This window comes from Microbacterium sp. X-17 (genome assembly GCF_039615055.1).
This window is the reverse complement of sequence record NZ_JBDHNI010000002.1, coordinates 151,670-173,556: the sequence shown is the minus strand read 5'-3', so window position 1 is coordinate 173,556 and position 21,887 is coordinate 151,670. Positions and strand designations below refer to the sequence as shown.

At 71.4% G+C, this 21,887-nt stretch carries 21 protein-coding genes and 1 tRNA gene; 19 read left to right on the top strand and 3 right to left on the bottom strand.

Translation table 11 applies throughout. The features are described from left to right. The first annotated feature begins 42 nt into the window (after nucleotides 1-42). The 5 genes from ABCS02_RS09305 to ABCS02_RS09285 all read left to right on the top strand — a co-directional run bounded on the left by ABCS02_RS09305 (nucleotide 43) and on the right by ABCS02_RS09285 (nucleotide 4,516). A complete protein-coding gene (locus tag ABCS02_RS09305; protein WP_345835355.1) occupies nucleotides 43-879 on the top strand; it encodes a DUF3097 family protein in 837 nt (278 codons plus the stop codon). A 90-nt stretch (nucleotides 880-969) separates the two neighbouring features. Further along, on the top strand, nucleotides 970-1,704 hold the full coding sequence (gene trmB / locus ABCS02_RS09300; RefSeq protein WP_345835354.1) for a tRNA (guanosine(46)-N7)-methyltransferase TrmB: 735 nt from the start codon (nucleotides 970-972) through the stop codon (nucleotides 1,702-1,704). A 100-nt stretch (nucleotides 1,705-1,804) separates the two neighbouring features. After that, nucleotides 1,805-3,097 carry a hypothetical protein gene (locus ABCS02_RS09295; RefSeq protein WP_345835353.1) on the top strand — a complete coding sequence of 431 codons (1,293 nt, stop codon included), beginning with the start codon at nucleotides 1,805-1,807 and terminating at the stop codon, nucleotides 3,095-3,097. Nucleotides 3,098-3,210: 113 nt separating this feature from the next. Then, nucleotides 3,211-4,011, top strand: coding sequence for an SDR family oxidoreductase (locus ABCS02_RS09290; protein ID WP_345835352.1), 801 nt, complete (start codon nucleotides 3,211-3,213; stop codon nucleotides 4,009-4,011). A gap of 7 nt (nucleotides 4,012-4,018) precedes the next feature. Next, complete coding sequence (locus ABCS02_RS09285) at nucleotides 4,019-4,516, top strand: DUF1990 domain-containing protein (RefSeq protein WP_345835351.1); 498 nt, start codon at nucleotides 4,019-4,021, stop codon at nucleotides 4,514-4,516. 2 nt (nucleotides 4,517-4,518) lie between these two features. On the opposite strand, the gene ABCS02_RS09280 is transcribed toward ABCS02_RS09285, so the two are convergent. Further along, nucleotides 4,519-4,591: transfer RNA gene (locus tag ABCS02_RS09280), tRNA-Arg, on the bottom strand. Nucleotides 4,592-4,723: 132 nt separating this feature from the next. Here ABCS02_RS09280 and argS point away from each other — a divergent pair. The 8 genes from argS (at nucleotide 4,724) to prfA (ending at nucleotide 15,448) form a co-directional block, all read left to right on the top strand. Next, the gene (gene argS / locus ABCS02_RS09275) at nucleotides 4,724-6,388 is read left to right on the top strand and encodes an arginine--tRNA ligase (RefSeq protein WP_345835350.1); all 1,665 of its coding nucleotides are present in this window, start codon (nucleotides 4,724-4,726) and stop codon (nucleotides 6,386-6,388) included. 76 nt (nucleotides 6,389-6,464) lie between these two features. Continuing rightward, nucleotides 6,465-7,205: a DUF2993 domain-containing protein gene (locus ABCS02_RS09270; RefSeq protein WP_345835349.1), complete on the top strand. Its 741-nt coding sequence runs from the start codon at nucleotides 6,465-6,467 to the stop codon at nucleotides 7,203-7,205. 129 nt (nucleotides 7,206-7,334) lie between these two features. After that, nucleotides 7,335-8,783 (top strand): diaminopimelate decarboxylase, encoded by a 1,449-nt coding sequence (lysA, locus tag ABCS02_RS09265; protein WP_345836318.1) that lies wholly within the window; start codon nucleotides 7,335-7,337, stop codon nucleotides 8,781-8,783. Continuing rightward, a complete protein-coding gene (locus ABCS02_RS09260; RefSeq protein ID WP_345835348.1) occupies nucleotides 8,780-10,081 on the top strand; it encodes a homoserine dehydrogenase in 1,302 nt (433 codons plus the stop codon). The genes lysA and ABCS02_RS09260 overlap by 4 nt, the downstream gene beginning before the upstream one ends. A gap of 1 nt (nucleotide 10,082) precedes the next feature. Continuing rightward, a complete protein-coding gene (thrC, locus tag ABCS02_RS09255; protein WP_345835347.1) occupies nucleotides 10,083-11,171 on the top strand; it encodes a threonine synthase in 1,089 nt (362 codons plus the stop codon). Further along, on the top strand, nucleotides 11,168-12,103 hold the full coding sequence (gene thrB / locus ABCS02_RS09250; protein WP_345835346.1) for a homoserine kinase: 936 nt from the start codon (nucleotides 11,168-11,170) through the stop codon (nucleotides 12,101-12,103). The genes thrC and thrB overlap by 4 nt, the downstream gene beginning before the upstream one ends. Before the next feature lie 183 nt (nucleotides 12,104-12,286). After that, the gene (rho, locus tag ABCS02_RS09245) at nucleotides 12,287-14,356 is read left to right on the top strand and encodes a transcription termination factor Rho (RefSeq protein WP_345835345.1); all 2,070 of its coding nucleotides are present in this window, start codon (nucleotides 12,287-12,289) and stop codon (nucleotides 14,354-14,356) included. An 18-nt stretch (nucleotides 14,357-14,374) separates the two neighbouring features. Continuing rightward, entirely contained in the window at nucleotides 14,375-15,448 is a 1,074-nt protein-coding gene (gene prfA / locus ABCS02_RS09240; RefSeq protein ID WP_345835344.1) for a peptide chain release factor 1, read from the top strand. A gap of 249 nt (nucleotides 15,449-15,697) precedes the next feature. Here the strand turns inward: prfA and epsC are convergent, their stop codons facing one another. Then, nucleotides 15,698-16,264 carry a serine O-acetyltransferase EpsC gene (gene epsC, locus ABCS02_RS09235; protein WP_345835343.1) on the bottom strand — a complete coding sequence of 189 codons (567 nt, stop codon included), beginning with the start codon at nucleotides 16,262-16,264 and terminating at the stop codon, nucleotides 15,698-15,700. Between the two features lies 1 nt (nucleotide 16,265). Then, complete coding sequence (gene cysK, locus ABCS02_RS09230; RefSeq protein ID WP_345835342.1) at nucleotides 16,266-17,204, bottom strand: cysteine synthase A; 939 nt, start codon at nucleotides 17,202-17,204, stop codon at nucleotides 16,266-16,268. Nucleotides 17,205-17,292: 88 nt separating this feature from the next. Here cysK and prmC point away from each other — a divergent pair, with 88 nt between their 5' ends. The 6 genes from prmC (at nucleotide 17,293) to atpE (ending at nucleotide 21,880) form a co-directional block, all read left to right on the top strand. Next, nucleotides 17,293-18,165: a peptide chain release factor N(5)-glutamine methyltransferase gene (gene prmC, locus ABCS02_RS09225; RefSeq protein WP_345835341.1), complete on the top strand. Its 873-nt coding sequence runs from the start codon at nucleotides 17,293-17,295 to the stop codon at nucleotides 18,163-18,165. A gap of 151 nt (nucleotides 18,166-18,316) precedes the next feature. Then, nucleotides 18,317-19,000: an L-threonylcarbamoyladenylate synthase gene (locus tag ABCS02_RS09220; RefSeq protein WP_345835340.1), complete on the top strand. Its 684-nt coding sequence runs from the start codon at nucleotides 18,317-18,319 to the stop codon at nucleotides 18,998-19,000. After that, a complete protein-coding gene (locus tag ABCS02_RS09215) occupies nucleotides 18,997-20,169 on the top strand; it encodes an MraY family glycosyltransferase (protein ID WP_345835339.1) in 1,173 nt (390 codons plus the stop codon). The genes ABCS02_RS09220 and ABCS02_RS09215 overlap by 4 nt, the downstream gene beginning before the upstream one ends. Beyond that, complete coding sequence (locus ABCS02_RS09210; RefSeq protein WP_345835338.1) at nucleotides 20,166-20,645, top strand: hypothetical protein; 480 nt, start codon at nucleotides 20,166-20,168, stop codon at nucleotides 20,643-20,645. The genes ABCS02_RS09215 and ABCS02_RS09210 overlap by 4 nt, the downstream gene beginning before the upstream one ends. Nucleotides 20,646-20,784: 139 nt before the next feature. Beyond that, nucleotides 20,785-21,600 (top strand): F0F1 ATP synthase subunit A, encoded by an 816-nt coding sequence (gene atpB / locus ABCS02_RS09205; RefSeq protein ID WP_345836317.1) that lies wholly within the window; start codon nucleotides 20,785-20,787, stop codon nucleotides 21,598-21,600. A gap of 46 nt (nucleotides 21,601-21,646) precedes the next feature. Further along, entirely contained in the window at nucleotides 21,647-21,880 is a 234-nt protein-coding gene (gene atpE, locus ABCS02_RS09200; protein WP_345835337.1) for an ATP synthase F0 subunit C, read from the top strand. Nucleotides 21,881-21,887: the final 7 nt, after the last annotated feature.

The following is a 21,887-nucleotide window of genomic DNA, read 5'->3' as shown; positions in this document are numbered from 1 at the left end:
CGGCGTTCCGAGTCTATGCACGCCGGCCGCGAGAATGGGCGGATGGACGATCGGTACGGGACGGACGTGCTCGCGGCGGGATGGCGCGAGCGGGCCACGCCACCGCTGCCGCGGGTGCCGGCCGAGCGCGACCTCGTGGTGGAGGTCGCGGAGGACGGATACTGCGGCGCCGTCACCTCGGTCGCGCAGGGCCTCGTCGAGCTCGAGGACCGCGCCGGGCGCCGGCGTCTGTTCCCGCTCGGGCCCGGGTTCCTGATCGACGGCGACGCGGTCGTCCTGGTCGTGGCATCCGCCGCTGTGGCCCCCCCGGCTCGGCAGCGGACGGCATCCGGCTCCTTCGCGCCGACGGACGATCGCGCGCGCGTCGCGCGGCCGAGCCGCATCCTCGTGGAGGGCCGGCACGATGCCGAGCTCGTCGAGAAGGTGTGGGGCGACGACCTCCGCGTCGAGGGCGTCGTCGTCGAGCGGCTCGACGGGGTCGACCTGCTCGCCGACGTCCTGCGCGACGATCCGCCGAGCGCCCAGCGGCGCTACGGCGTGCTGGTCGACCACCTCATCACGGGCTCGAAGGAGTCGCGGATCGCGGATGCCGTGCTCCGCGGACCGCACGGCGCGCACGTCCGCATCGTGGGGCATCCGTTCGTCGACGTGTGGCAGTGCGTCACCCCACGGGCGCTCGGGATCCCCGCGTGGCCCGAGGTCCCGCGCGACGTCGAATGGAAGGCCGGGGTCTGTCGCGCGCTCGGCTGGCCGGCCGCGAGCCAGGCTGACCTCGCCGCCGCGTGGCGCCGCATCCTCGCGTCCGTGCGCTCGTACCGCGACCTCGAGCCGGCCCTCCTCGGGCGCGTCGAGGAGCTCATCGACTTCGTCACGGCCTGAGCCCCCCGAGCCCGAACCGCGCCCCGCTCACCCGTCGCGAGGGGCGAGCGCGGGCGTCGGAGGCGACAGGTGAGCTCGTATCCTGGTCGGATGCCCGACGGACCCGACGGAACCGAGCAGCCGCGCTTCCGCGACCGACCGGTGTCGTTCGTGCGCCGCAGCGGCCGGATGTCGGACGCGCAGGAGCGCGCCTGGCGGGAGCTCGCCCCGCGGTACGTCCTGGAGGTGCCGCGCGACGTCGCGTCCACGAGCGTGTCGCCGGGCTCCGTGGTCGACCCGGCCGCGGTTTGGGGGAGGGCCGCACCGCTCGTCGTGGAGATCGGATCCGGGCAGGGGCACGCGATCGTGCACGCGGCCCAGCAGACGCCGGATCGGGACTTCCTCGCCGTCGAGGTCTTCCGGGCGGGCCTCGCGCGCACGATGCTCGACGCGGACCGCGCCGGCGTCCGGAACCTGCGCCTCGCGGAGGCCAATGCGCCCGAGGTGCTCGAGCATCTCCTCCCGGCCGGTTCGGTCTCGGAGCTGTGGATCTTCTTCCCCGACCCCTGGCACAAGTCGCGGCATGTCAAGCGGCGACTCGTGACCGCTGTGTTCGCGGAGACCGCGGCGACGGCGCTGGCACCGGGCGGGATGCTGCGGCTCGCGACCGACTGGGAGGAGTACGCCGTGCAGATGCGCGACGTGCTCGACGCCGCCCCAGGGTTCGAGCGCGCGTTCGCGGGGGACTGGGCGGAGCGCTTCGAGGGTCGCGTCCTGACGGCGTTCGAGCGCAAGGGAGCACGCGCGGGCCGCGTCATCCGTGATGTGACATACGTCCGCGCGTGACGGCACGCCGGACGCCAGGGTTAACGCGCGACTGCCGTTCCATGCGAAAATCGGGTTCGGCGCGAAAACGTCCGAGGACGCGGCGCGCAGAAGGGCAGAAGTGACCTCCTACCCCGACCGCGACGTGGCGCCTGCTCCCACGAGCACGCGACGTCGGGCCATCGACCGAGCACTCACGTGGACCAGTGAGTGGATCGGCGACCTCACGGCGCCTCGCGAGGGCGTCGAGAAGATCGCCCGCGGCACTCTCGTCCGAGTGCTCGGCCTCTGGGCGGTCGGCCGGGTCGTCAACTTCGCCTTCCTCTACGGCGCGTTCCTGCTCTCCAGCGTCTTCAACTGGCGTTTCGGGCCGGAGGGCCTGCCGGTCACGACGTTCTTCCGCTTCCTCTCCGACTGGGATGCCGCCCGCTACGGCCGCATCTCCCAGATCGGCTACTCCGTCCCGCTCCCCGTCGACGGGTCCGGGCGGATCCTCACGAATGACTGGGCCTTCCTCCCGGTCTTCCCCTGGCTGGAGCGGATCCTCTCCGAGGCCCTCGGCGGGATGCCGTGGCAGACGGCCGGGATCGTGCTGAGCATCGCCGCCAGCGCGGGCGCGACGACGGTGCTGTTCGTCCTCCTCCGCGGCGTCACGACCCCGCGCGCCGCGTGGTGGGCCGTGGTCCTCTTCACGTTCGGCCCGCTCTCGTTCATCATGGTGCTCGGCTACGCGGAGTCGCTGTTCCTCCTGCTCCTGTTCACGGCGTTGCTCCTCGCGCGGCGTCGGCGCTACGGATGGATCGTCCCGATCGCCGTCGTGCTGGCGTTCACGCGGCCGGGCGCGCTCGCGCTCGCGCTGGGCCTCGGCATCCTCTTCGCCGTCCGCTGGTTCCGCCGCGGCGTGGATCCGTTCCCCCGGAAGCAGATGGCCGGGCTCATCGCGGCCGCCGCGACAGCGGCGATCGCCGGGATGGCGTGGACCTACATCGCCGACCTCATCACGGGCACGAAGAACGCCTATCTCCTCACCGAGACGGCGTGGTGGATCCCTTACGTCGGCGACGGGCACTTCCTGCCGCTGACGCCCTGGTTCCGCTTCTTCGGCACGTATCTCGGGATCGTCGGGTTCTTCGTCGTGCTCGGATTCATGGCGCTGTTCGGGTGGTGGATCTCGTCGCGCCAGGTGCGGAAGCTCGGCCTCGAGCTCACGGCGTTCATCCTGTCGTACGGCCTGTACCTCTTCGCCGTGTTCCTCCCCCAGCAGAGCACATTTCGGCTGCTGCTGCCGGTCGCACCCGCGTTCGCCGACGAGCGCCTGAGCTCGACACCCCGACGGCGGAAGGTGACACTGGGCGGTGCCCTGTTCCTGCAGGCTGCCGCCGTCCTCCTGCTCTGGACCCTCGGCAACCCGTAGGCCGCGCCTCAGGAGATCCGCTCCGCGGCGCACGCTACCCGTCGGGAGCGCCCGCGCATATCCTGAAGACGATCGCCGATGGCGAGTCTCACGTGGCCTGATCGGGGGAACACATGGACGTTCGCGGCAAGCTCTTCGTCGTGACCGGTGCGGGCAACGGCATCGGTCGCGAGGTCGTCCTCCACCTGCTCGGGGCCGGCGCCTCGGTCGCGGGCGTCGACCTCTCCGTCGATGCTCTGGCCGCCACGGCCGCGCTTGCGGGCGCCGGGAACCGCTACACCCAGCACGGCGTGGACATCGTCGACCGAGCGGCCGTCGCCGCACTGCCGGACGCCGTCGCCGAGGCCCACGGCCGGCCGGCGGACGGCATCCTCAACGTGGCGGGCGTCATCCAGAAGTTCCTGAAGATCATCGATCTGCCCTACGAGGAGATCGAGAAGGTCATGAACGTCAACTTCTGGGGCGTCGTCAACATGTGCAAGGCATTCCTGCCGGTGCTCGTGACCCGCCCCGAGGCGGCGATCCTCAACGTCTCGAGCATGGGCGGCTTCGCGCCCGTGCCCGGCCAAGCGGCCTACGGTGCGTCGAAGGCGGCGGTCATGCTGCTGACCGAGGCGCTGTATGCCGAGCTGCTCGACACGAACGTCGCCGTCACCGTGATCTTCCCGGGTGCCATCGGCACGGACATCGCCGCGCACTCCGGCGTGACGATCGACGGGGCGGATGCCGCGGCGTCCACGCACAAGATGACCACGGCCGTGCGGGCCGCGGAGGTCATCGTCGAGGCGCTCGAGAAGGGCAGCTTCCGCGCCACGATCGGCTCGGATGCCGCAACCATGGACCGGCTCTCGCGCCTGAACCCGCGCATGGCCACGCGCCTCATCGCGAAGCAGATGGGCGACCTGCTGGGCTGAGGGTTCGGTGACGGATCCCGCGAACCCCGCGTGGTCGGGGGAAACCCCGGCGGCCTTTCGGCGCTCCGAGGTGTCGGCGATCGTCGGGTTCGGGGATGCGGCCTGGCGCTGCGCGGCGCACGACGTGCTGCGGTGGGTCGTGAAGACCGGGAGCGGATTCCGCGTCTCCGACGCCTCGCCCGTGACGCCCGGCGCACGCCTGGTCGTGACGGCGCGCGTCCTCGGCATGCGGATCACGGAGCCGGTCGAGGTCGTCGAGGTCGTGACGCGGCCGGACCGCGTCGGCTTCTCGTACCGCACCCTGCCGGGGCATCCGGTGTCGGGGGAGGAGGCGTTCGTCGTGCACCGCGACGGCGACGCCGTGCGACTCACCGTGCGCTCGCTGACGCGCGCCGCGCCGCGGCAGCCGTGGCGCGCGCTGTACCCGCTGCTTCGGATCGCGCAGGCTGTCGCCCGGCGGCGCTACCTCCGCGCCCTCCGGCGGCCACGGATCAGCCTCGTGTGATGTGCCCCCGACAGGAATCGAACCTGCGACCTTTGGTACCGGAAACCAACGCTCTATCCCCTGAGCTACGGAGGCGGACCGACAGAGCCTAGCATCCGCGGCCCCCTTCGGCCGTCCCGAGCCCCGCGCACCCCGCGCGCGAGAGTGCAGGAGTTGTGCGGGCGGGCGCGAGGCGAGGAGGGGCTCGAACATAAGATGGAGGACGCCATGAATCCCGAAGAGCTCGCCGTCGCCCTCCTCGCTGTCGTCACCCCGCTGGCGGAGGAGCGGGCCGCGGGATCCGCGGCCGGGCTCACCCCGGCCGACTTCGCCGTCGAGCGCCCCAAGAGCCGCGATCACGGGGACTGGTCCTCGAACGCGGCCCTCAAGCTCGCCAAGGCCCTCGGCACGAACCCGCGCGAGCTCGCGACGGCGATCGCCGACCGGCTCCTGGAGGTGCCCGGCATCGCGAGCGTCGAGGTCGCGGGCCCGGGCTTCATCAACATCCGGCTGGATGCCGCGGCAGCCGGCGCCCTCGCGAAGACGATCGTCGACGCCGGCGCGGCGTTCGGGCGCAACGAGTCGCAGCGCGGCAACACGATCAACCTCGAGTTCGTCTCCGCGAACCCGACCGGGCCCCTCCACATCGGGCACACGCGGTGGGCGGCCCTGGGCGATGCGGTCGCGCGTCTCCTCCTCGCCTCCGGCGCGACCCTCGTCCGCGAGTTCTACATCAACGACGCGGGCGCGCAGATGGACCGGTTCGGCGCCTCCGTCCTGGCCGCGGCGAAGGGCGAGCCGACCCCGGAGGACGGCTACGCCGGCGCGTACATCGACGAGCTCGGCCGTCGCGTCCTCGCTGCCCGGCCCGATCTCCCCACCCTTGCGCCCGACGACCAGCTGACGACGGCGCGCGACGTCGCGTACGAGCTCCAGCTCGGCGAGATCCAGGCGTCCCTCGAGCAGTTCAACGTCCACTTCGACGTGTGGTTCAGCGAGCGGGTGCTCCACGCGGCGGGGGAGGACGGCACGAGCCTCGTCGACGAGGCGGTTGAGCGGCTCCGCGCCCAGGGTCACGTGTACGACGCGGATGGCGCGACCTGGGTCCGCACCACCGACTTCGGCGACGACAAGGACCGCGTCATCCGTCGCACCGGAGGCGTCTACACGTACTTCGCCGCCGACGCCGCGTACTACCTCAACAAGGGCGACCGCGGGTTCGGCCACAAGATCTACCTGCTCGGCGCCGACCACCACGGCTACGTGCACCGCCTCCGGGCGCTCGCGGGCGCCGCCGGCGACGACCCGGACAAGGACATCGAGGTGCTGATCGGGCAGCTCGTCTCGGTCAACGGCGCCCGGCTCAGCAAGCGCGCGGGCAACATCATCGAGCTCGACGATCTGCGCGAGTGGCTCGGGACGGATGCGCTGCGCTACTCGCTCGCCCGGTATCCCGCCGACTCGCCGCTGACGCTCGACCCCGAGATCCTGCAGCGCCGCACGAACGACAACCCCGTCTTCTACGTGCAGTACGCCCATGCCCGCACCCACAACGTCGGCCGGAACGCGGATGCCGCGGGGGTCGACCGCAGCGCGTTCGCCCCCGAGCTCCTCGACCACGAGACCGAGAGCGCGCTCCTCGGCGCGCTGCAGGAGTTCCCGCGGCTCGTCGCGTTCGCCGCGGAGCTGCGCGAGCCCCACCGCGTCGCCCGCTACCTCGAAGAGCTCGCCGGCCTGTACCACCGCTGGTACGACAACTGCCGCGTCATCCCACTCGGCGACGAGGCGGTCGCCGACCTGCACCGCACCCGTCGCTGGCTCAACGACGCGACCGGCCAGGTCCTCCGCAACGGCCTCGACCTCTTGGGCGTGTCAGCGCCCGAGCGGATGTAGCCCCCTCCCACGTGAGAACCCACCTATGTCACAAAATCACGGCGTAATGGGGACACAAGGGCGTTCTCGGCGGAGGGTGTGGCCCTGGTTCGTCGCGGCCGGGGTGGTCGTTGGCCTCCTCGTCGCGGCCTGGTTCGTCGCCGAGGCGGTCGCGAAGGACCTCGTCACGAAGGCGGTCACGCAGCAGGTGCGGTCGCAGTTCGACATTCCGGCCGCCCAGGCCGTCGACGTCGAGATCGACGGCCCGCTGCTGCTCCAGCTCCTGATCGGGGACTTCGGCAAGGTCCACATCTCGGCGCAGGACGTCACGATCCGGGGGCTCACCGGCGACGTCGACGTCACCCTCCAGGACGTCGACATCCGCAACGGCTTCATGATGAGCGGCGGCGACGCGACGGTCGCGCTCGACCAGGATCAGCTGCGCCAGCTCCTGCGCACGGTGAACGGATTCCCCGCGGACTCGCTCGGCCTCGCCGCGCCCGACGTCACGATGACGTTCCCGGTCTCGCTGTTCGGCACGCAGCTGCCGGTCGGCGTCGCACTGACCCCGGGTGCAGACTCGGGCAACCTCGTCCTCACCCCTGCGTCGCTGCAGATCGGCGGGACCCAGCTCTCGGTCGACGACCTCCGGAGCCGGTTCGGCTCGGTCGCGAACGGCGCGGTCCGCGACTGGACCGTGTGCATCAAGAACGACCTGCCCGCCGGCATCCAGCTGCAGGATGCCCAGGTCGACGGCGACCGCCTCGTGGCGACGTTCTCGATCAGCGGCGACATCGCGGCGAACCCCGCGATGCAGCAGCCCGGCACCTGCCCCTGAGCCCCCACGGCTGCCGCCCAGGGCGCGGGTCGAGCGTGCCCTAGACTGCAAAGGTCCTGCGACGGCTCGCCGCGTGTCCTCTCACGCGAGCTGCCCATCCGCTCGAGCCCCCACGATTGGTCCTTGCCCGTGTCCGCCTCGTCCGACCGCCCCGCCGTGCCCGCGTGGCTCACGGTGCCGACCGACGCGAACGACCTGCCGGATGCCGTCTGGCCCGCGTCCGCGGACCGCACGGGCGACGGCGAGCTCGTGCTCGGCGGTGTGCCGGTGCGCGACCTCGCGGCGCGATTCGGCACGCCCCTGTACGTCCTCGACGAGACCGAGGTGCGCGCGCACGCGCGGCGGACGCTCGCGGCGTTCCGGGATGCCGCGGGGCGCCACGGCGTGCAGGCGCGCGTCTACTACGCGGGGAAGGCGTTCCTGTCCACCGAGGTCGTGCGCTGGGTCACCGCCGAGGGGCTCGCGGTCGACGTCTGCACCGGCGGCGAGCTCGCTGTCGCGCTCGCGGCGGCGGCCGACCCTGGGCGCCTGGGCTTCCACGGCAACAACAAGAGCGTCGCCGAGCTCGAGCGCGCCGTCGCGGTCGGCATCGGTTCGATCGTGATCGACAGCCGGGACGAGATCGAGCGGCTCGCCGAGATCACGGAGCGCGCCGGCGTCACCCAGCCCGTCCTGATCCGCGTCAACAGCGGCGTGCACGCCGAGACCCACGAGTTCCTCGCGACCGCGCACGAGGACCAGAAGTTCGGCTTCGCGCTCGACGACGCACCGGCGGTCGCGGCGCGCATCCGCGAGATCCCGGGCCTGCGGCTCGTGGGCCTGCACTGCCACATCGGATCGCAGATCTTCGGGGTCGCCGGCTTCGCGGAGTCCGCCGCGCGCCTGGTCGACCTCCACGCGCGCCTGAGCGCGGACGAGGAGCTCTCCGTCCTGAACCTCGGCGGCGGCTTCGGCATCGCCTACACGCGCGTCGACGACCCGACCCCGATCGAGGCGCTTGCGGCCGGCATCGTCGACGCCGTCGCGGCGGAGTGCGCGGCCCGCGGCATCCCGGTCCCGGACCTCGCCTTCGAGCCCGGCCGGTCGATCGTCGGCCAGGCCGGCGTCACGCTGTACGAGGTGGGCACGGTCAAGCCGGTGCGCATCGCGGACCGCGCCACCCGCCTCTACGTCAGCGTCGATGGCGGCATGAGCGACAACGCCCGCCCCGCGCTCTACGGGGCGCAGTACAGCGCGCGCCTCGCTTCCCGCACGAGCGTCGCGGACGCCGCCCTCGTGCGCGTGGTCGGGAAGCACTGCGAATCCGGCGACATCGTCGTCGACGCCGAGTACCTCCCCGGCGACGTGCGGCCGGGCGACCTCCTCGCGGTGCCGGCGACGGGCGCGTACTGCTTCTCCCTGTCCAGCACGTACAACTACGTCCCCCGGCCGCCGGTCGTCGCGGTGAGCGACGGCGCGGCGCGCGTCATCGTCCGGGGCGAGACCGTGGACGACCTCCTGGCCCGGGATGCCGGCATCCCAGACGGCCGAACCGGCGCAAGCGCCCCGAGCGAAACCCCGAAGGAACGCCATACATGATCGACTACCGCCGACTGCGGATCGCCCTCCTCGGAGCCGGCGCCGTGGGCTCGCAGGTCGCCGCACTCCTCCTCAAGCACGGTGACGAGCTCGCCGACCGCGCGGGCGCCGCCCTCGAGCTGGCCGGGATCGCGGTGCGCGACCCCGATGCGCCCCGCGACGCGGATCTGCCGCACGAGCTGTTCACGACGGATGCCGAGACCCTGATCCTCGGCGCCGACATCGTGATCGAGCTGATCGGCGGGATCGAGCCGGCTCGCAGCTATCTGCTGCAGGCGATCGGCTCCGGCGCGGACGTCGTCACGGCGAACAAGGCCCTTCTCGCGACGCACGGTCCCGAGCTGTTCGACGCCGCCGACCAGGTGGGCGCGCAGGTGTACTACGAGGCCGCGGCGGCGGGGGCGATCCCGATCATCCGGCCGCTGCGCGACTCGCTCGCGGGCGACCGCGTGAACCGCATCATGGGCATTGTCAACGGCACGACGAACTACATCCTCGACCGGATGGACACCGAGGGCGCCGACTTCGACGACGTGCTCGCGCAGGCCCAGGCGCTCGGCTACGCCGAGGCGGACCCCACGGCCGACGTCGACGGCTTCGACGCGGCGCAGAAGGCGGCGATCCTCGCGAGCCTCGCGTTCCACACCACGGTGCCGCTCGAGGCCGTCTACCGCGAGGGCATCCGGCACATCGACGCGGGCATCATCGCGTCCGCCCGGCGCGCCGGCTACGTCGTGAAGCTCCTCGCGGTCTGCGAGCGGGTCACGGGCGAGCATGGCGACGCGATCTCCGTGCGCGTCTATCCGGCTCTGGTCGACCGCCAGCACCCCCTCGCGAGCGTGCACGGCGCGAACAACGCCGTGTTCGTCGAGGCGGAGGCGGCGGGCCCCCTCATGTTCTACGGCGCCGGCGCCGGCGGGGTGCAGACGGCCTCGGCGGTCCTCGGCGACCTCGTCTCGGCCGCGCGCCGGCACGTCGCCGGGGGAGTGGGCGTCGGCGAGTCGACGTACGCGAACCTGCCGATCCTCGAGGTCGGCCGGGTCACGACGCGGTACCAGATCACGCTCGACGTCGACGACCGGCCCGGCGTGCTCGCCGAGCTCGCCGGCATCCTGAGCGACGGGAACGTCTCGATCGCGACGGTGGAGCAGACCCTACGGGAAGACGGCGTCTCCGCGCGGCTCGTGATCGGAACGCACAAGGCAGTCGAGCAGGACCTCAGCGGGACCGTCGAGCGGCTCGCGGCGAGCGGCGTCGTCGAGCGCGTCGTCTCGGTCCTGCGCGTGGAAGGAGATTGAGATGGCACACGTCTGGCGCGGAGTCCTCCGCGAGTACGCCGACCGGCTCGGAGTGACCGAGTCCTCGAACATCGTCACGCTCGGCGAGGGCGGTACGCCGCTCCTCCCCGCCCCGGCGCTGTCGCGCCGCACGGGAGCGGACGTCTGGGTCAAGTTCGAGGGGATGAACCCCACGGGCTCGTTCAAGGACCGCGGGATGACCGTGGCACTGTCTCGCGCGATCGACCACGGCGCGAAGGCCGTCATCTGCGCCTCCACCGGGAACACGTCGGCCTCCGCGGCGGCGTACGCGGCGCACGCCGGCATCACGGCCGCCGTCCTCGTGCCGGAAGGCAAGATCGCGATGGGCAAGCTCAGCCAAGCGGTCGCGCACAACGGCCGGTTGATCCAGATCCGCGGCAACTTCGACGACTGCTTGGAGATCGCGCGCGAGCTCGCCGACCGCTATCCCGTGCACCTCGTGAACTCCGTCAACCCGGACCGCATCGAGGGCCAGAAGACCGCGGCGTACGAGATCGTCGAGCAGCTCGGCGATGCGCCCGACTTCCACTTCATCCCGGTCGGCAACGCCGGCAATTACACGGCCTATTCGCGTGGATACCGCGAGGAGGTCGACCGCGGCGTCTCCACGCGCGTGCCGCGCATGTTCGGCTTCCAGGCCGAGGGTTCCGCGCCGCTCGTGCGTGGCGAGGTCGTGAAGCACCCGGAGACGATCGCGAGTGCGATCCGCATCGGCAACCCCGCGTCGTGGGAGCTCGCCCTGGAGGCGCGCGACGCGACGCAGGGCTGGTTCGGCGCGATCGACGACGCCCGCATCCTGGCCGCGCAGAAGATCCTGTCCGGCGAGGTGGGGATCTTCGTCGAGCCGGCGTCCGCGATCAGCGTCGCGGGTCTGCTCGACCGCGCCGAGGCGGGCGTGATCCCGGCCGGCTCCCGCGTCGTGCTCACGGTCACCGGCCACGGCCTCAAGGACCCGCAGTGGGCGCTCCGTCAGCCGGACGGCACGGACGTGCAGCCCACGGTCGTCGACGCGGACACCCGCGAGGTGGCCTCCGTCCTCGATCTCGCACCGGTGGACGGCGGGGCATGACGACCGTCGCCGTCCGGGTTCCCGCGACGAGCGCGAACCTGGGGCCCGGCTTCGACACGCTCGGCCTCGCGCTGAGCGTGTACGACGAGCTCGTCGTGACGGCCCTGGATGAGCCGCGGATCGAGATCGCGGTCGAGGGGGAGGGCGCCGAGGACGTCCCGCAGGATGCCTCGCACCTCGTCGTGCGCGCGATCGCGCACGCGTATGCGGCGGTCGGGCGCCCGATGCCGGGCATCCGGCTCGAGGGGCGCAACACGATCCCGCACGGGCGCGGGCTCGGCTCGTCCGGCGCCGCGATCGTCGCCGGGCTCCTCGCCGCGAAGGGCCTCGTGGAGGCCGAGGGGGAGGAGCTGCTGGATGCCGCGACGCTCCTGCGGCTCGCGACCGAGATGGAGGGGCATCCCGACAACGTCGCGCCGGCCCTGTTCGGCGGTCTCACGATCGCGTGGGTCGACGAGTCCGGTCCGCAGCACAAGAAGCTGCTCGTGCACCGCGGCGTCTCGCCGGTCGTGTTCGTGCCGGAGTTCACGATGTCGACGCACGCCGCTCGCGGCCTGCAGCCGCTGCACGTCTCGCGCGAGGACGCCGTCTTCAACCTGTCCCGCTCGGCGCTGCTGATCGCGGCGCTCACGCAGAGCCCCGAGCTGCTCCTGGCCGCCACCGAGGACAAGCTCCACCAGAGCTACCGCGCCGCGGCCATGCCGGAGACCGACCGGCTCGTGCAGGCGCTGCGTGCGGAGGGGTTCGCGGCGGTCGTCTCGGGGGCCGGGCCGAGCGTCCTGGTGCTGGCCGACGGACCGGGCCGGAGGCTCGAGGCGGCGGCTCTCGCCGCGTCTGTCGTCGACACTCCGTGGGAGGCGCTCATGCTGGCCGTCGATGTCAAGGGTGGTACAGTGAAGCAGTACGCGGAGGGCACCGCACGCCAAGCGTGACACGGACCCCCGGTCGCAATCTGCGAATCGCCGCGCTGTCCGATGACGTGGCCGACTCCCGAGTCGATACCCTCGGAGCCCCGAGACCACATCAACGACACGCGGGCGAGACCCCTTTCTGGTTCCTCGCCCCGCGAGCTTCGTGCGGTCGTGCATCATCACATGTTTCATGAGGGAGAACTCGTGGAGTCCATCTCCGAGATCCGGTCCACTGACGCGCCCGCCGACGAGCGTGTCGACGAAGCGCCTACGGACGAGGCGGGCCTGACGTCCGCCACCGAGGCGCCGGCAGAGGCGCCCGCCGCGGACGCCGCACCCGAGGCCGCTCCGGCCGAGCCTGAGCCCGCGGCGGATGCCGCGGACGTGCCGGTGGAGGCGCCGGTCGACGCGCCCGCCGATGCCGCCGATGTGCCGGTGGAGGCGCCCGTCGACGCCCCGGCCGAGGACGCACCGGCCGAAGAGGCGCCGAAGAAGGCGCCCCGTAAGCGCGCCCCCCGTCGTGCGAAGAGCACCGACGTCGTCGCCGAGCCCGCGCCCGCCGAGGACGTGCCGGCCGAGGCCGCACCCGCCGAGACGGTCGCCGCCGACGCGGATGCCGCGCTGACGTCCGTCGCCGCCGTCGAGGGCGACGCCGCGGACACGCCCGCCGAGGCACCGGCCGAGCCGGCCGTCGAGGCCGAGGCGACGGCCGAGGCCCCCGCCGCGACCGAGCCGGCCGATGCGGCCGAGGCTGAGCCGGCCGATGCGGCCGAGGCCGCGACCGAGTCCGACGCATCCGCCGCCGATGCGCCCACCACCGACGCGCCCGAGGGTGAGGCGGACGGTGCCGAGGCGCCCGCCGACGGCGAGGCGCAGCCGTCGCGCCGCAGCCGGAGCCGCAACCGCAACCGGAACCGCAACGGCGACAAGCCCCAGGGACAGAACGGCGCGCAGGGCGGTGCGCAGAACGGTGCCCAGGCCGCCCCCGCCGCCGAGGCGGACGAGGAGTCGCAGAGCGGCCGTCGCCAGCGCAACAAGCGTCGCGGCCAGCCCGCCGCCGGTGACGAGTTCGAGACCGAGATCGCCGAGGACGACGTCCTCATCCCGATCGCCGGCATCCTCGACGTCCTCGACAACTACGCGTTCGTGCGCACGAGCGGCTACCTGCCCGGCCCGAGCGACGTCTACGTCTCGCTGGGCCAGGTCAAGAAGTACAACCTGCGCAAGGGCGACGCGCTCGTCGGCGCGATCAAGCAGCCGCGCGAGGGCGAGCAGTCCAGCCGCCAGAAGTACAACGCGCTCGTGAAGGTCGACTCGATCAACGGCCTGTCCGTCGACGACGCCGCCGCCCGCGTCGAGTTCGGCAAGCTCACCCCGCTGTACCCGCAGGAGCGTCTGCGCCTGGAGACGGCGCCGGAGAAGCTCACGCAGCGGATCATCGACCTCGTCGCCCCGATCGGCAAGGGCCAGCGCGGCCTCATCGTCGCTCCGCCCAAGGCCGGCAAGACGATCGTCCTTCAGCAGATCGCGGATGCGATCGCGAAGAACAACCCCGAGGTCCACCTCATGGTCGTGCTCGTCGACGAGCGCCCCGAGGAGGTCACCGACATGCAGCGGAGCGTCCGCGGCGAGGTCATCGCCTCGACGTTCGACCGCCCCGCCGAGGACCACACGACGGTCGCCGAGCTCGCGATCGAGCGCGCCAAGCGGCTCGTGGAGCTCGGCCGCGACGTCGTCGTGCTGCTCGACTCGATCACGCGCCTCGGCCGCGCCTACAACATCGCGGCGCCCACCTCGGGCCGCGTGCTGTCCGGCGGTGTGGACGCGTCGGCCCTGTACCCGCCGAAGCGCTTCTTCGGCGCCGCTCGCAACATCGAGAACGGCGGATCGCTCACGATCCTCGCGACCGCGCTGGTCGAGACCGGCTCCAAGATGGACGACGTCATCTTCGAGGAGTTCAAGGGCACCGGTAACAGCGAACTGCGTCTGTCGCGCCAGCTCGCCGACAAGCGCATCTTCCCGGCCGTCGACGTGAATGCGTCCTCCACGCGGCGCGAGGAGATGCTCCTGTCGCCCGACGAGGTGAAGATCACGTGGAAGCTGCGCCGCGCGCTCGCCGGCCTCGACCCCCAGCAGGCGCTGGAGGTCGTGCTCGGCAAGCTCAAGGAGACGCAGTCCAACGTCGAGTTCCTCGTGCAGATGCAGAAGTCGATCCCGGCGCCCACGACGAACGGCGCCGGTCACGGGCACGGGCACGAGAACAGCATCCGCTGATCCGTGTCGGAGCCTGCGATGTTCGACTCCGTCCGGAGTCTGATCGAGGAGCACGCGGCCGTCCAGCGTGAGCTGTCGGATCCGGCGGTGCACGCTGACGCCGCGCGCGCCAAGCGGGTGAACCGGCGCTACGCCGAGCTGAGCCGGATCGTTGCCGCGCACGAGGCGTGGGCCGCGGCGCGGGACGACCTGGAGGCGGCGCGCGAGCTCGCCCGCGAGGACGAGGCGTTCGCCGAGGAGGTTCCGGCACTGGGGGAGCGGGTGGATGCCGCGCAGGAGCGCCTGCGGCGGCTCCTCATCCCGCGCGACCCCGACGACGCGCGCGACGTGATCATGGAGATCAAGCAGGGTGAGGGCGGGGCGGAGAGCGCGCTGTTCGCCGCCGACCTCCTGCGGATGTACCTCCAGTACGCCGCGTCGAAGGGCTGGAAGACCGAGCTCCTCGAGCACAACGAGTCCGATCTCGGCGGCTACAAGGACGTCCAGGTCGCGATCAAGGGCTCGTCCTCCGACCCGGCTCAGGGGGTGTGGGCGCACCTCAAGTACGAGGGCGGCGTGCACCGCGTGCAGCGGGTGCCGGCGACCGAGTCGCAGGGGCGGATCCACACCTCGACGACCGGCGTCCTCGTCTTCCCGGAGGTGGACGAGCCGGAGGAGATCCAGATCGATCAGAACGACCTGAAGATCGACGTCTTCCGCTCCTCGGGCCCCGGTGGGCAGTCGGTCAACACGACCGACTCCGCCGTGCGGATCACGCACCTCCCGACCGGCATCGTCGTGTCGATGCAGAACGAGAAGTCCCAGCTGCAGAACCGCGAGGCCGGCATGCGCGTGCTCCGCGCCCGGCTGCTCGCGAAGCAGCAGGAGGAGCGGGATGCCGCGGCATCCGACGCGCGTCGCTCCCAGATCCGCGGGATGGACCGTTCAGAGCGGATCCGGACGTACAACTTCCCGGAGAACCGGATCGCCGACCACCGCACCGGCTACAAGGCCTACAACCTCGACCAGGTCATGGACGGTGCCCTGTCCCCGGTGATCGACTCCCTGATCCAGGCCGACGAGGAAGAGCGCCTCGCCGCCCTGGCCCCCTGACCCGTCGCTCCTCGGCGGCATCGGGATCGTCTCGACCTTCGTCTCGCTGTTCGTGGTCGTCCTGATCCCGGCCGCGGGCCTCGGGATCTCCGACCTCACCGCATGGCTGCTCGCGCCCACCCCCATTCCCACCCCGCCGAACCCACCTCTTGCTCGCGAGCGCACCCGCTCATGGCGTTGTGAGTACGTGGTTTCGCGAGGAGGAGGTGGGTTCGCGGGAGGGGAGGGGGAGGGTCGAGATGGGGGGGGCTAGATCTGGTACTCGGGGTCGGCGAGGAAGGCCTGCACGTTCAGGCCCTCGGGGCGAGGACGGGCGATGGCGGGGATCCCGATCAGCACGCTGTCCTCGGGCGCGTCCTTCGTGACCACGGCGTTCGCGCCGACCGCGGTGCGCGCACCGATCGTGATCGGGCCGAGCACCTTCGCGCCCGCCCCGACCGCGACGCCGTCCTCCAGCGTGGGGTGGCGCTTGCCGCCCTCGCGCTGCCGGCCGCCGAGCGTGACGCCGTGGTACAGCAGCACGTCGTCGCCGATCTCGGCCGTCTCACCGATCACGACGCCCATGCCGTGGTCGATGAAGAACCGGCGCCCGATCCGCGCACCGGGGTGGATCTCGATCCCCGTCAGCCACCGCGCGATCTGCGAGCCCGCGCGCGCCAGGAAGTGCGCACCGTGCGTCCACAGCCAGTGGTCGACGCGGTGCGCCCAGATCGCGTGGAGGCCGGGGTAGAGTAGCGCGATCTCGAGCGTGTTGCGTGCTGCGGGGTCGCGAAGCTTGGCCGCCGCGAGATCCTCCCGGATGCGCGCGAAGCCCACCTCAGTCCTCGCGCAGGTGCTCGAAAAGCGCGGTGGAGAGGTAGCGCTCGCCGGTGTCGGGGACGATCACGACGATGTTCTTGCCCGCCGCCTCGGGGCGCGCGGCGATCTGCAGGGCGGCCCACACGGCCGCACCCGACGACATGCCGGCGAAGATGCCCTCCTGCAGGGCGAGGTCGCGCGCGACGACGAGTGCGTCGTCGAAGGAGACGTCGATGACCTCGTCGAGGACGTCGCGGTCGAGCACCTCCGGGATGAAGTTCGGGCCGATGCCCTGGATCTTGTGGGGGCCGGGGTGGCCCTCGGTGAGGATCGGGGAGTCGACCGGCTCGACGGCGACGACCTTCGCGCCCGGGGCGCGCTCCTTCAGCACCTGGCCGACGCCGGTGATGGTGCCGCCCGTGCCGATGCCGGCGACGAAGTAGTCGATCGCGCCGTCGGTGTCGCGGAGGATCTCCTCGGCCGTCGTCTTGCGGTGGATGGCGGGGTTGGCCTCGTTGGCGAACTGCCGGGTCCACACGGCGCCGGGGGTCTCCGCGACGATGCGCTGGGCCTCCTCGACGGCGAACGCCATGCCCTTGGTGGGGTCGGTGAGCACGAGCTCCGCACCGAACGCCTTGAGGATCGTGCGGCGCTCCTTCGACATCGACGCCGGCATCGTCAGGATGACGCGGTACCCGCGCGCAGCTCCCACCATCGCGAGCGCGATGCCGGTGTTGCCGCTCGTCGACTCGACGAGCGTCCCGCCCGGCTTCAGTTCGCCGGAGGCCTCGGCGGCATCCACGATCGCGATCCCCAGGCGGTCCTTGACACTCGAGGCCGGGTTGTAGAACTCGAGCTTGGCGAGGATCGTGCCGGGCAGGCCCTCCGCCAGGCGGTTCAGGCGCACGAGCGGGGTGTTACCGAACGCGCTGGTGATGTCGGAATGGATGCCGGTCATGAGTGGCCTTTCGCGGGTCGTTGCGAGACCCGACAAGCCTAGTGGGAGCCGGCCAGTCTAGCCGAAGCCGGATACGCTGTTCGGCGGCATGTCCGAAACCCTCGTCCCCCTCGCCGACGCGCTCGAGCGCGCCGTGGCGCAGCTCGCGGCCGCCGGCCTCGACTCGCCCGACGTCGACGCCGAGCTCCTCCTCGCCCACGTGCTCGGGGTCGGGCGGGGGGAGCTGCGGGCGGCGGTGCTCCGCGGCGACGCGCTGACCTCGGCGCAGGCCGCGGCGCTCGCCGACCTCGCCGAGCGCCGCGCCGCGCGGCATCCGCTGCAGCACCTGACCGGCCGGGCCCCGTTCCGCCACCTCGAGCTCGAGGTGGGGCCGGGCGTGTTCGTCCCGCGGCCGGAGACCGAGATCACCGCGCAGCTCGCGATCGACGCGCTCCGTGCGGCCGCGTCGCCCGCGCCCGTCGCGGTCGACCTCGGCACCGGCAGCGGCGCCATCGCGCTCGCGCTCGCGACGGAGGTGCCGCACGCGCGCGTCCACGCCGCGGAGAAGTCGCCCGAGGCGTACGCGTGGGCCCGGAAGAACCTGGTGGGGACGGGCGCGGCGAACGCGCGGATCGAGCTCGTCGACCTCGCCGATGCCTTCCCCGAGCTCGACGGCACGGTGTCGGTGGTCGTGTCCAATCCGCCGTACATCCCGGATGCCGCGATCCCGCGGGACCCGGAGGTCCGGCTCTTCGATCCGCCGCAGGCCCTGTACGGCGGCGAGGACGGGCTCGACGTCGTCCGCGTCGTCAGCCGGACGGCGCTGCGGCTCGCGCACCCGGGCGGCCTCGTGGTGATCGAGCACGGCGAGCTGCAGGGCGCCGCGATCCGCGACATCCTGACCGCCGACGGATGGCGCGCCGCGGCGACGCATCCCGACCTCACCCTCCGCGACCGCGCGACGACTGCCGTCCACCCCTGATCCGCCCCTGACCCACCCCCGCCCCGCCCCGTCCCGACCTGTCCCCCTCCCACGTGAGAACGCGCTCGTGTCACGAACGCGCGGCGTGTCGGTGACACACGCGCATTCTCACGGAGGGGGGAGCGAGGGCCCGGCCTAGAATGACGGGGACATGTCCCCCCTCTTCGACTGCCGCGACGAGTCGCAGCTGCTGGCCGGCATGCGCCAGGCGCGCCAGGCGATCGGCCGCGGCGAGCTCGTGGTCCTCCCGACCGACACGGTCTACGGCGTCGCGGCGGATGCCTTCAGCCCGCGCGCCGTCGCGAGCCTGCTCGCCGCGAAGGGGCGCGGGCGCCAGTCGCCACCGCCGGTCCTCGTCGCCGGCGTCAACACGCTGCGCGCCCTCGTCGACGCGGTCCCGGAGCCGGTCGAGCAGCTCGTCGAGCGGTTCTGGCCCGGCGGCCTCACGATCGTGCTGCCCGCGCAGCCGTCCCTCTCGTGGGACCTGGGGGAGACGCAGGGCACCGTCGCCGTGCGGATGCCGGCGCACCGCATCGCGCTGGAGCTCCTCGAGGAGACGGGCCCCCTCGCGGTGTCGAGCGCGAACCTCACCGGCGAGGCCGCCGCCATCATCGCGTCCGACGCCCGCAAGATGCTCGGCGACAGCGTCGCCGTTTACCTGGACGACGGCCCGAGCGAGCGCGGCGTGCCCTCCACGATCGTGGATGCCACGGCGCTCGCGCGCGGCGGCCCCGCGCGCATCCTGCGGTACGGCATCGTCACGAACGACGAGCTCCGCGAGATCCTCGGGGACCGGCTCGAGGAGGACGAGCCGGGTTCGGCCGGTACCAGGTGAAGCAGTACCTCTTCATCGGGATCCTCACCGCCGCGATCACGCTGTCGCTGGCGTGGGTGGTGTGGCAGCTCAGCCGCCGCTACAAGCTCCATCCCGGCATCCGGGAGCGCGACGTCCACACCACGCCGACCCCGCGGCTCGGCGGGATCGCCATGTACTTCGGCATCGTCGCGGCGTTCCTCGTCTCGTCGCGGCATCCGTTCTTCGCCATCATCTGGTCGGATCCCGCGCCGGTCCTTTCGATCCTCGCCGCCACGACCCTCATCGTGATCGTCGGCGTCATCGACGATCTGTGGGACCTCGACTGGATGATCAAGCTCGGCGCGCAGTTCCTGGCCGCCGGCATCATCGCGTGGTTCGGCGGCCTCCAGATCTACTCGCTGCCGATCGGCGGGATGACCGGCTTCTCGAGCGGCGTCAGCATCACCCTGACGATCCTGTCGATCGTCGTGGTGATGAACGCCGTCAACTTCATCGACGGGCTCGACGGGCTCGTCGCGGGGGTGGCGCTCATCGCGAACGGCATCTTCTTCGCGTACACGTTCCTCCTCGTCCGTGACACGGGCGCGAGCACCTACTTCAACCTGGCGTCGTTCATTGCGGTCGTGCTCGTCGGTGCGTGCGCGGGCTTCCTTCCCTTGAACTGGCGTCCGGCGAAGCTCTTCATGGGCGACTCCGGCGCGCTCGTGCTGGGCCTGCTGATGGCGACGTCCGCGATCGCGATCACGGGCCAGCTCGATCCCGCACTCCTCGGGAACAACGACCAGTTCGGCCGCTCGCAGTTGATCGGCGCGTTCCTGCCGATCCTCCTGCCGGTCGCCGTGGTGATCCTGCCGCTGCTCGACTTCGGCCTCGCCATCGTCCGGCGCATGCGCGCGGGGAAGTCGCCGTTCTCGCCGGATCGCAAGCACTTGCACCACCGGATGCTGGACATGGGCCACAGCGACCGCGGCGCCGTCCTCATCTTCTACGCGTGGACCGCGATCGCCGGTCTCACGTTCCTGCTGATGTACATCGCGACGCGTCAGGACTGGTTCGGTCAGTATTGGATCGGCGTCGCGTTCGGGGTCGTGGGCGCGGCCGCGTGCCTGACGGTCACCCTGCTGCCGACGCGCCCCGCGCGGGAACGGCCCGCCGAATCCGCCCCATCCCTCGAGGAGAACCCATGAGCCGCCCACCCGTCTCGAGCACGCCCGTCCTTCGGACGACGCTCACGTGGTCCGCTCTCGTGACGGCGGTCCTGCTCGTCGTCGGCGGCATCGTCGGCTTTCTCGTCGCCGGCTTCCCGGGCCTGTGGAGTGCGCTGATCGGCGTCTTCCTCGCGGCGGTCTTTCTCGCGATCACCGGCCTCAGCATCCTCATCGCGAACCGCTGGTACGGGGATCCGCTCTACGTCGGGATCTTCTTCGGTGTCGTGCTCGGCGGATGGATCCTGAAGTTCATCGTGTTCCTGGTGCTGCTCTTCGCGTTGCGGGGTCAGCCGTGGATCCAGCCGACCGTCTTCTTCGTCGCGATCGTCGTCGGCGTGCTCGCGGCGCTTGCCGTCGACGTGGTCACGCTCCTGCGGATGCGGATCCCGCACGTGAGCGACACGTCGCTCCCGACGGACCCGGACGAGGGGGAGCGGACCACCCCGCATTCCTGAGGCGGAATCAAAGCGCCTGTGAGTTTGATAGGCTGAAGGCGCGCCGCAGATCACTCCCCCATGATCACTCGCGGATCGACGCCCCCAACCGACCATCGTCGCAACGGCTTACGCCGATGCCCCGAAGCTGGAGTCAGCGCTGATCACTCAAGCTGCGACCCTGATCGCCCATTTTGAGACGGGAACAGACCCGCAGTTCCACGGCCCGTCCGTCACGGAGTTCTTCCCGCCGGCGATCCTCTTCGAAGGCACGATCTTCCAGATCAACCGCCTGACGCTGATCCAGTTCCTCGCCACGATCGCGGTCGTCATCATCTTCTGGCTCGGCACTCGTCGGATGCGCGTCGTCCCCGGCCGCTTCCAGAGCCTCGTCGAGATGGGTCTCGACTTCGTCCGCATCAACATCGCGGAGGACCTCCTCGGCAAGAAGGACGGGCAGCGCTTCCTGCCGATCCTCACGACGATGTTCTTCATGATCCTCTTCATGAACCTGACGGGGATCGTCCCGTTCCTGAACCTCGCGGGAACGAGCGTCATCGCCGTCCCGCTCGTGCTCGCGATCGTGAGCTACGTCACGTTCATCTACGCCGGCCTCCGCAAGAGCCCGAAGAACTTCTTCAAGAACTCGCTGTTCCCGGCTGGCGTCCCGTGGCCGATCTACATCATCGTGACGCCGATCGAGCTCATCTCGACGTTCATCATCCGCCCCGTCACGCTGACGCTCCGACTGCTGATGAACATGATGGTCGGCCACCTGCTGCTGGTCCTCTTCTTCGCGGCCACGCAGTTCTTCCTCTTCCAGATGGGCGGCTGGTGGACGGCGCTCGCCGCCGGCAGCCTCGCCTTCGGGTTCGCCTTCACCATCTTCGAGATCCTGGTGGCCGTCCTCCAGGCCTACGTCTTCGCCCTCCTCACCGCGGTCTACATCCAGCTCGCGGTGGCGGAAGAGCACTGATCGGTCGGCTTCGCGCCGCCCAACATCCAACCGAAAGGAAAAACCCGTGGACGCAACTACGGTTCTCGCCGCTGTCAGCGGAAACGTCGCGACGATGGGCTACGGCCTCGCTGCAATCGGCCCGGCCATCGGCGTGGGCATCGTCGTCGGCAAGACGATCGAGGGCGTCGCCCGTCAGCCCGAGCTGGCCGGCCGCCTGCAGGTCCTGATGTGGATCGGTATCGCCTTCACCGAGGCGCTGGCGTTCATCGGCATCGCCACGTACTTCATCTTCGTCTGATCCCGCC

Coding starts and splice junctions, on each gene's coding strand:
- prmC (WP_345835341.1), top strand. CDS start 17,293: ATGTCCGAAACCCTCGTCCCCCTCGCCGACGCGCTCGAGCGCGCCGTG.
- prfA (WP_345835344.1), top strand. CDS start 14,375: ATGTTCGACTCCGTCCGGAGTCTGATCGAGGAGCACGCGGCCGTCCAG.
- ABCS02_RS09260 (WP_345835348.1), top strand. CDS start 8,780: ATGATCGACTACCGCCGACTGCGGATCGCCCTCCTCGGAGCCGGCGCC.
- ABCS02_RS09220 (WP_345835340.1), top strand. CDS start 18,317: ATGTCCCCCCTCTTCGACTGCCGCGACGAGTCGCAGCTGCTGGCCGGC.
- cysK (WP_345835342.1), bottom strand. CDS start 17,204: ATGACCGGCATCCATTCCGACATCACCAGCGCGTTCGGTAACACCCCG.
- ABCS02_RS09290 (WP_345835352.1), top strand. CDS start 3,211: ATGGACGTTCGCGGCAAGCTCTTCGTCGTGACCGGTGCGGGCAACGGC.
- ABCS02_RS09305 (WP_345835355.1), top strand. CDS start 43: ATGGACGATCGGTACGGGACGGACGTGCTCGCGGCGGGATGGCGCGAG.
- thrC (WP_345835347.1), top strand. CDS start 10,083: ATGGCACACGTCTGGCGCGGAGTCCTCCGCGAGTACGCCGACCGGCTC.
- thrB (WP_345835346.1), top strand. CDS start 11,168: ATGACGACCGTCGCCGTCCGGGTTCCCGCGACGAGCGCGAACCTGGGG.
- argS (WP_345835350.1), top strand. CDS start 4,724: ATGAATCCCGAAGAGCTCGCCGTCGCCCTCCTCGCTGTCGTCACCCCG.
- ABCS02_RS09210 (WP_345835338.1), top strand. CDS start 20,166: ATGAGCCGCCCACCCGTCTCGAGCACGCCCGTCCTTCGGACGACGCTC.
- trmB (WP_345835354.1), top strand. CDS start 970: ATGCCCGACGGACCCGACGGAACCGAGCAGCCGCGCTTCCGCGACCGA.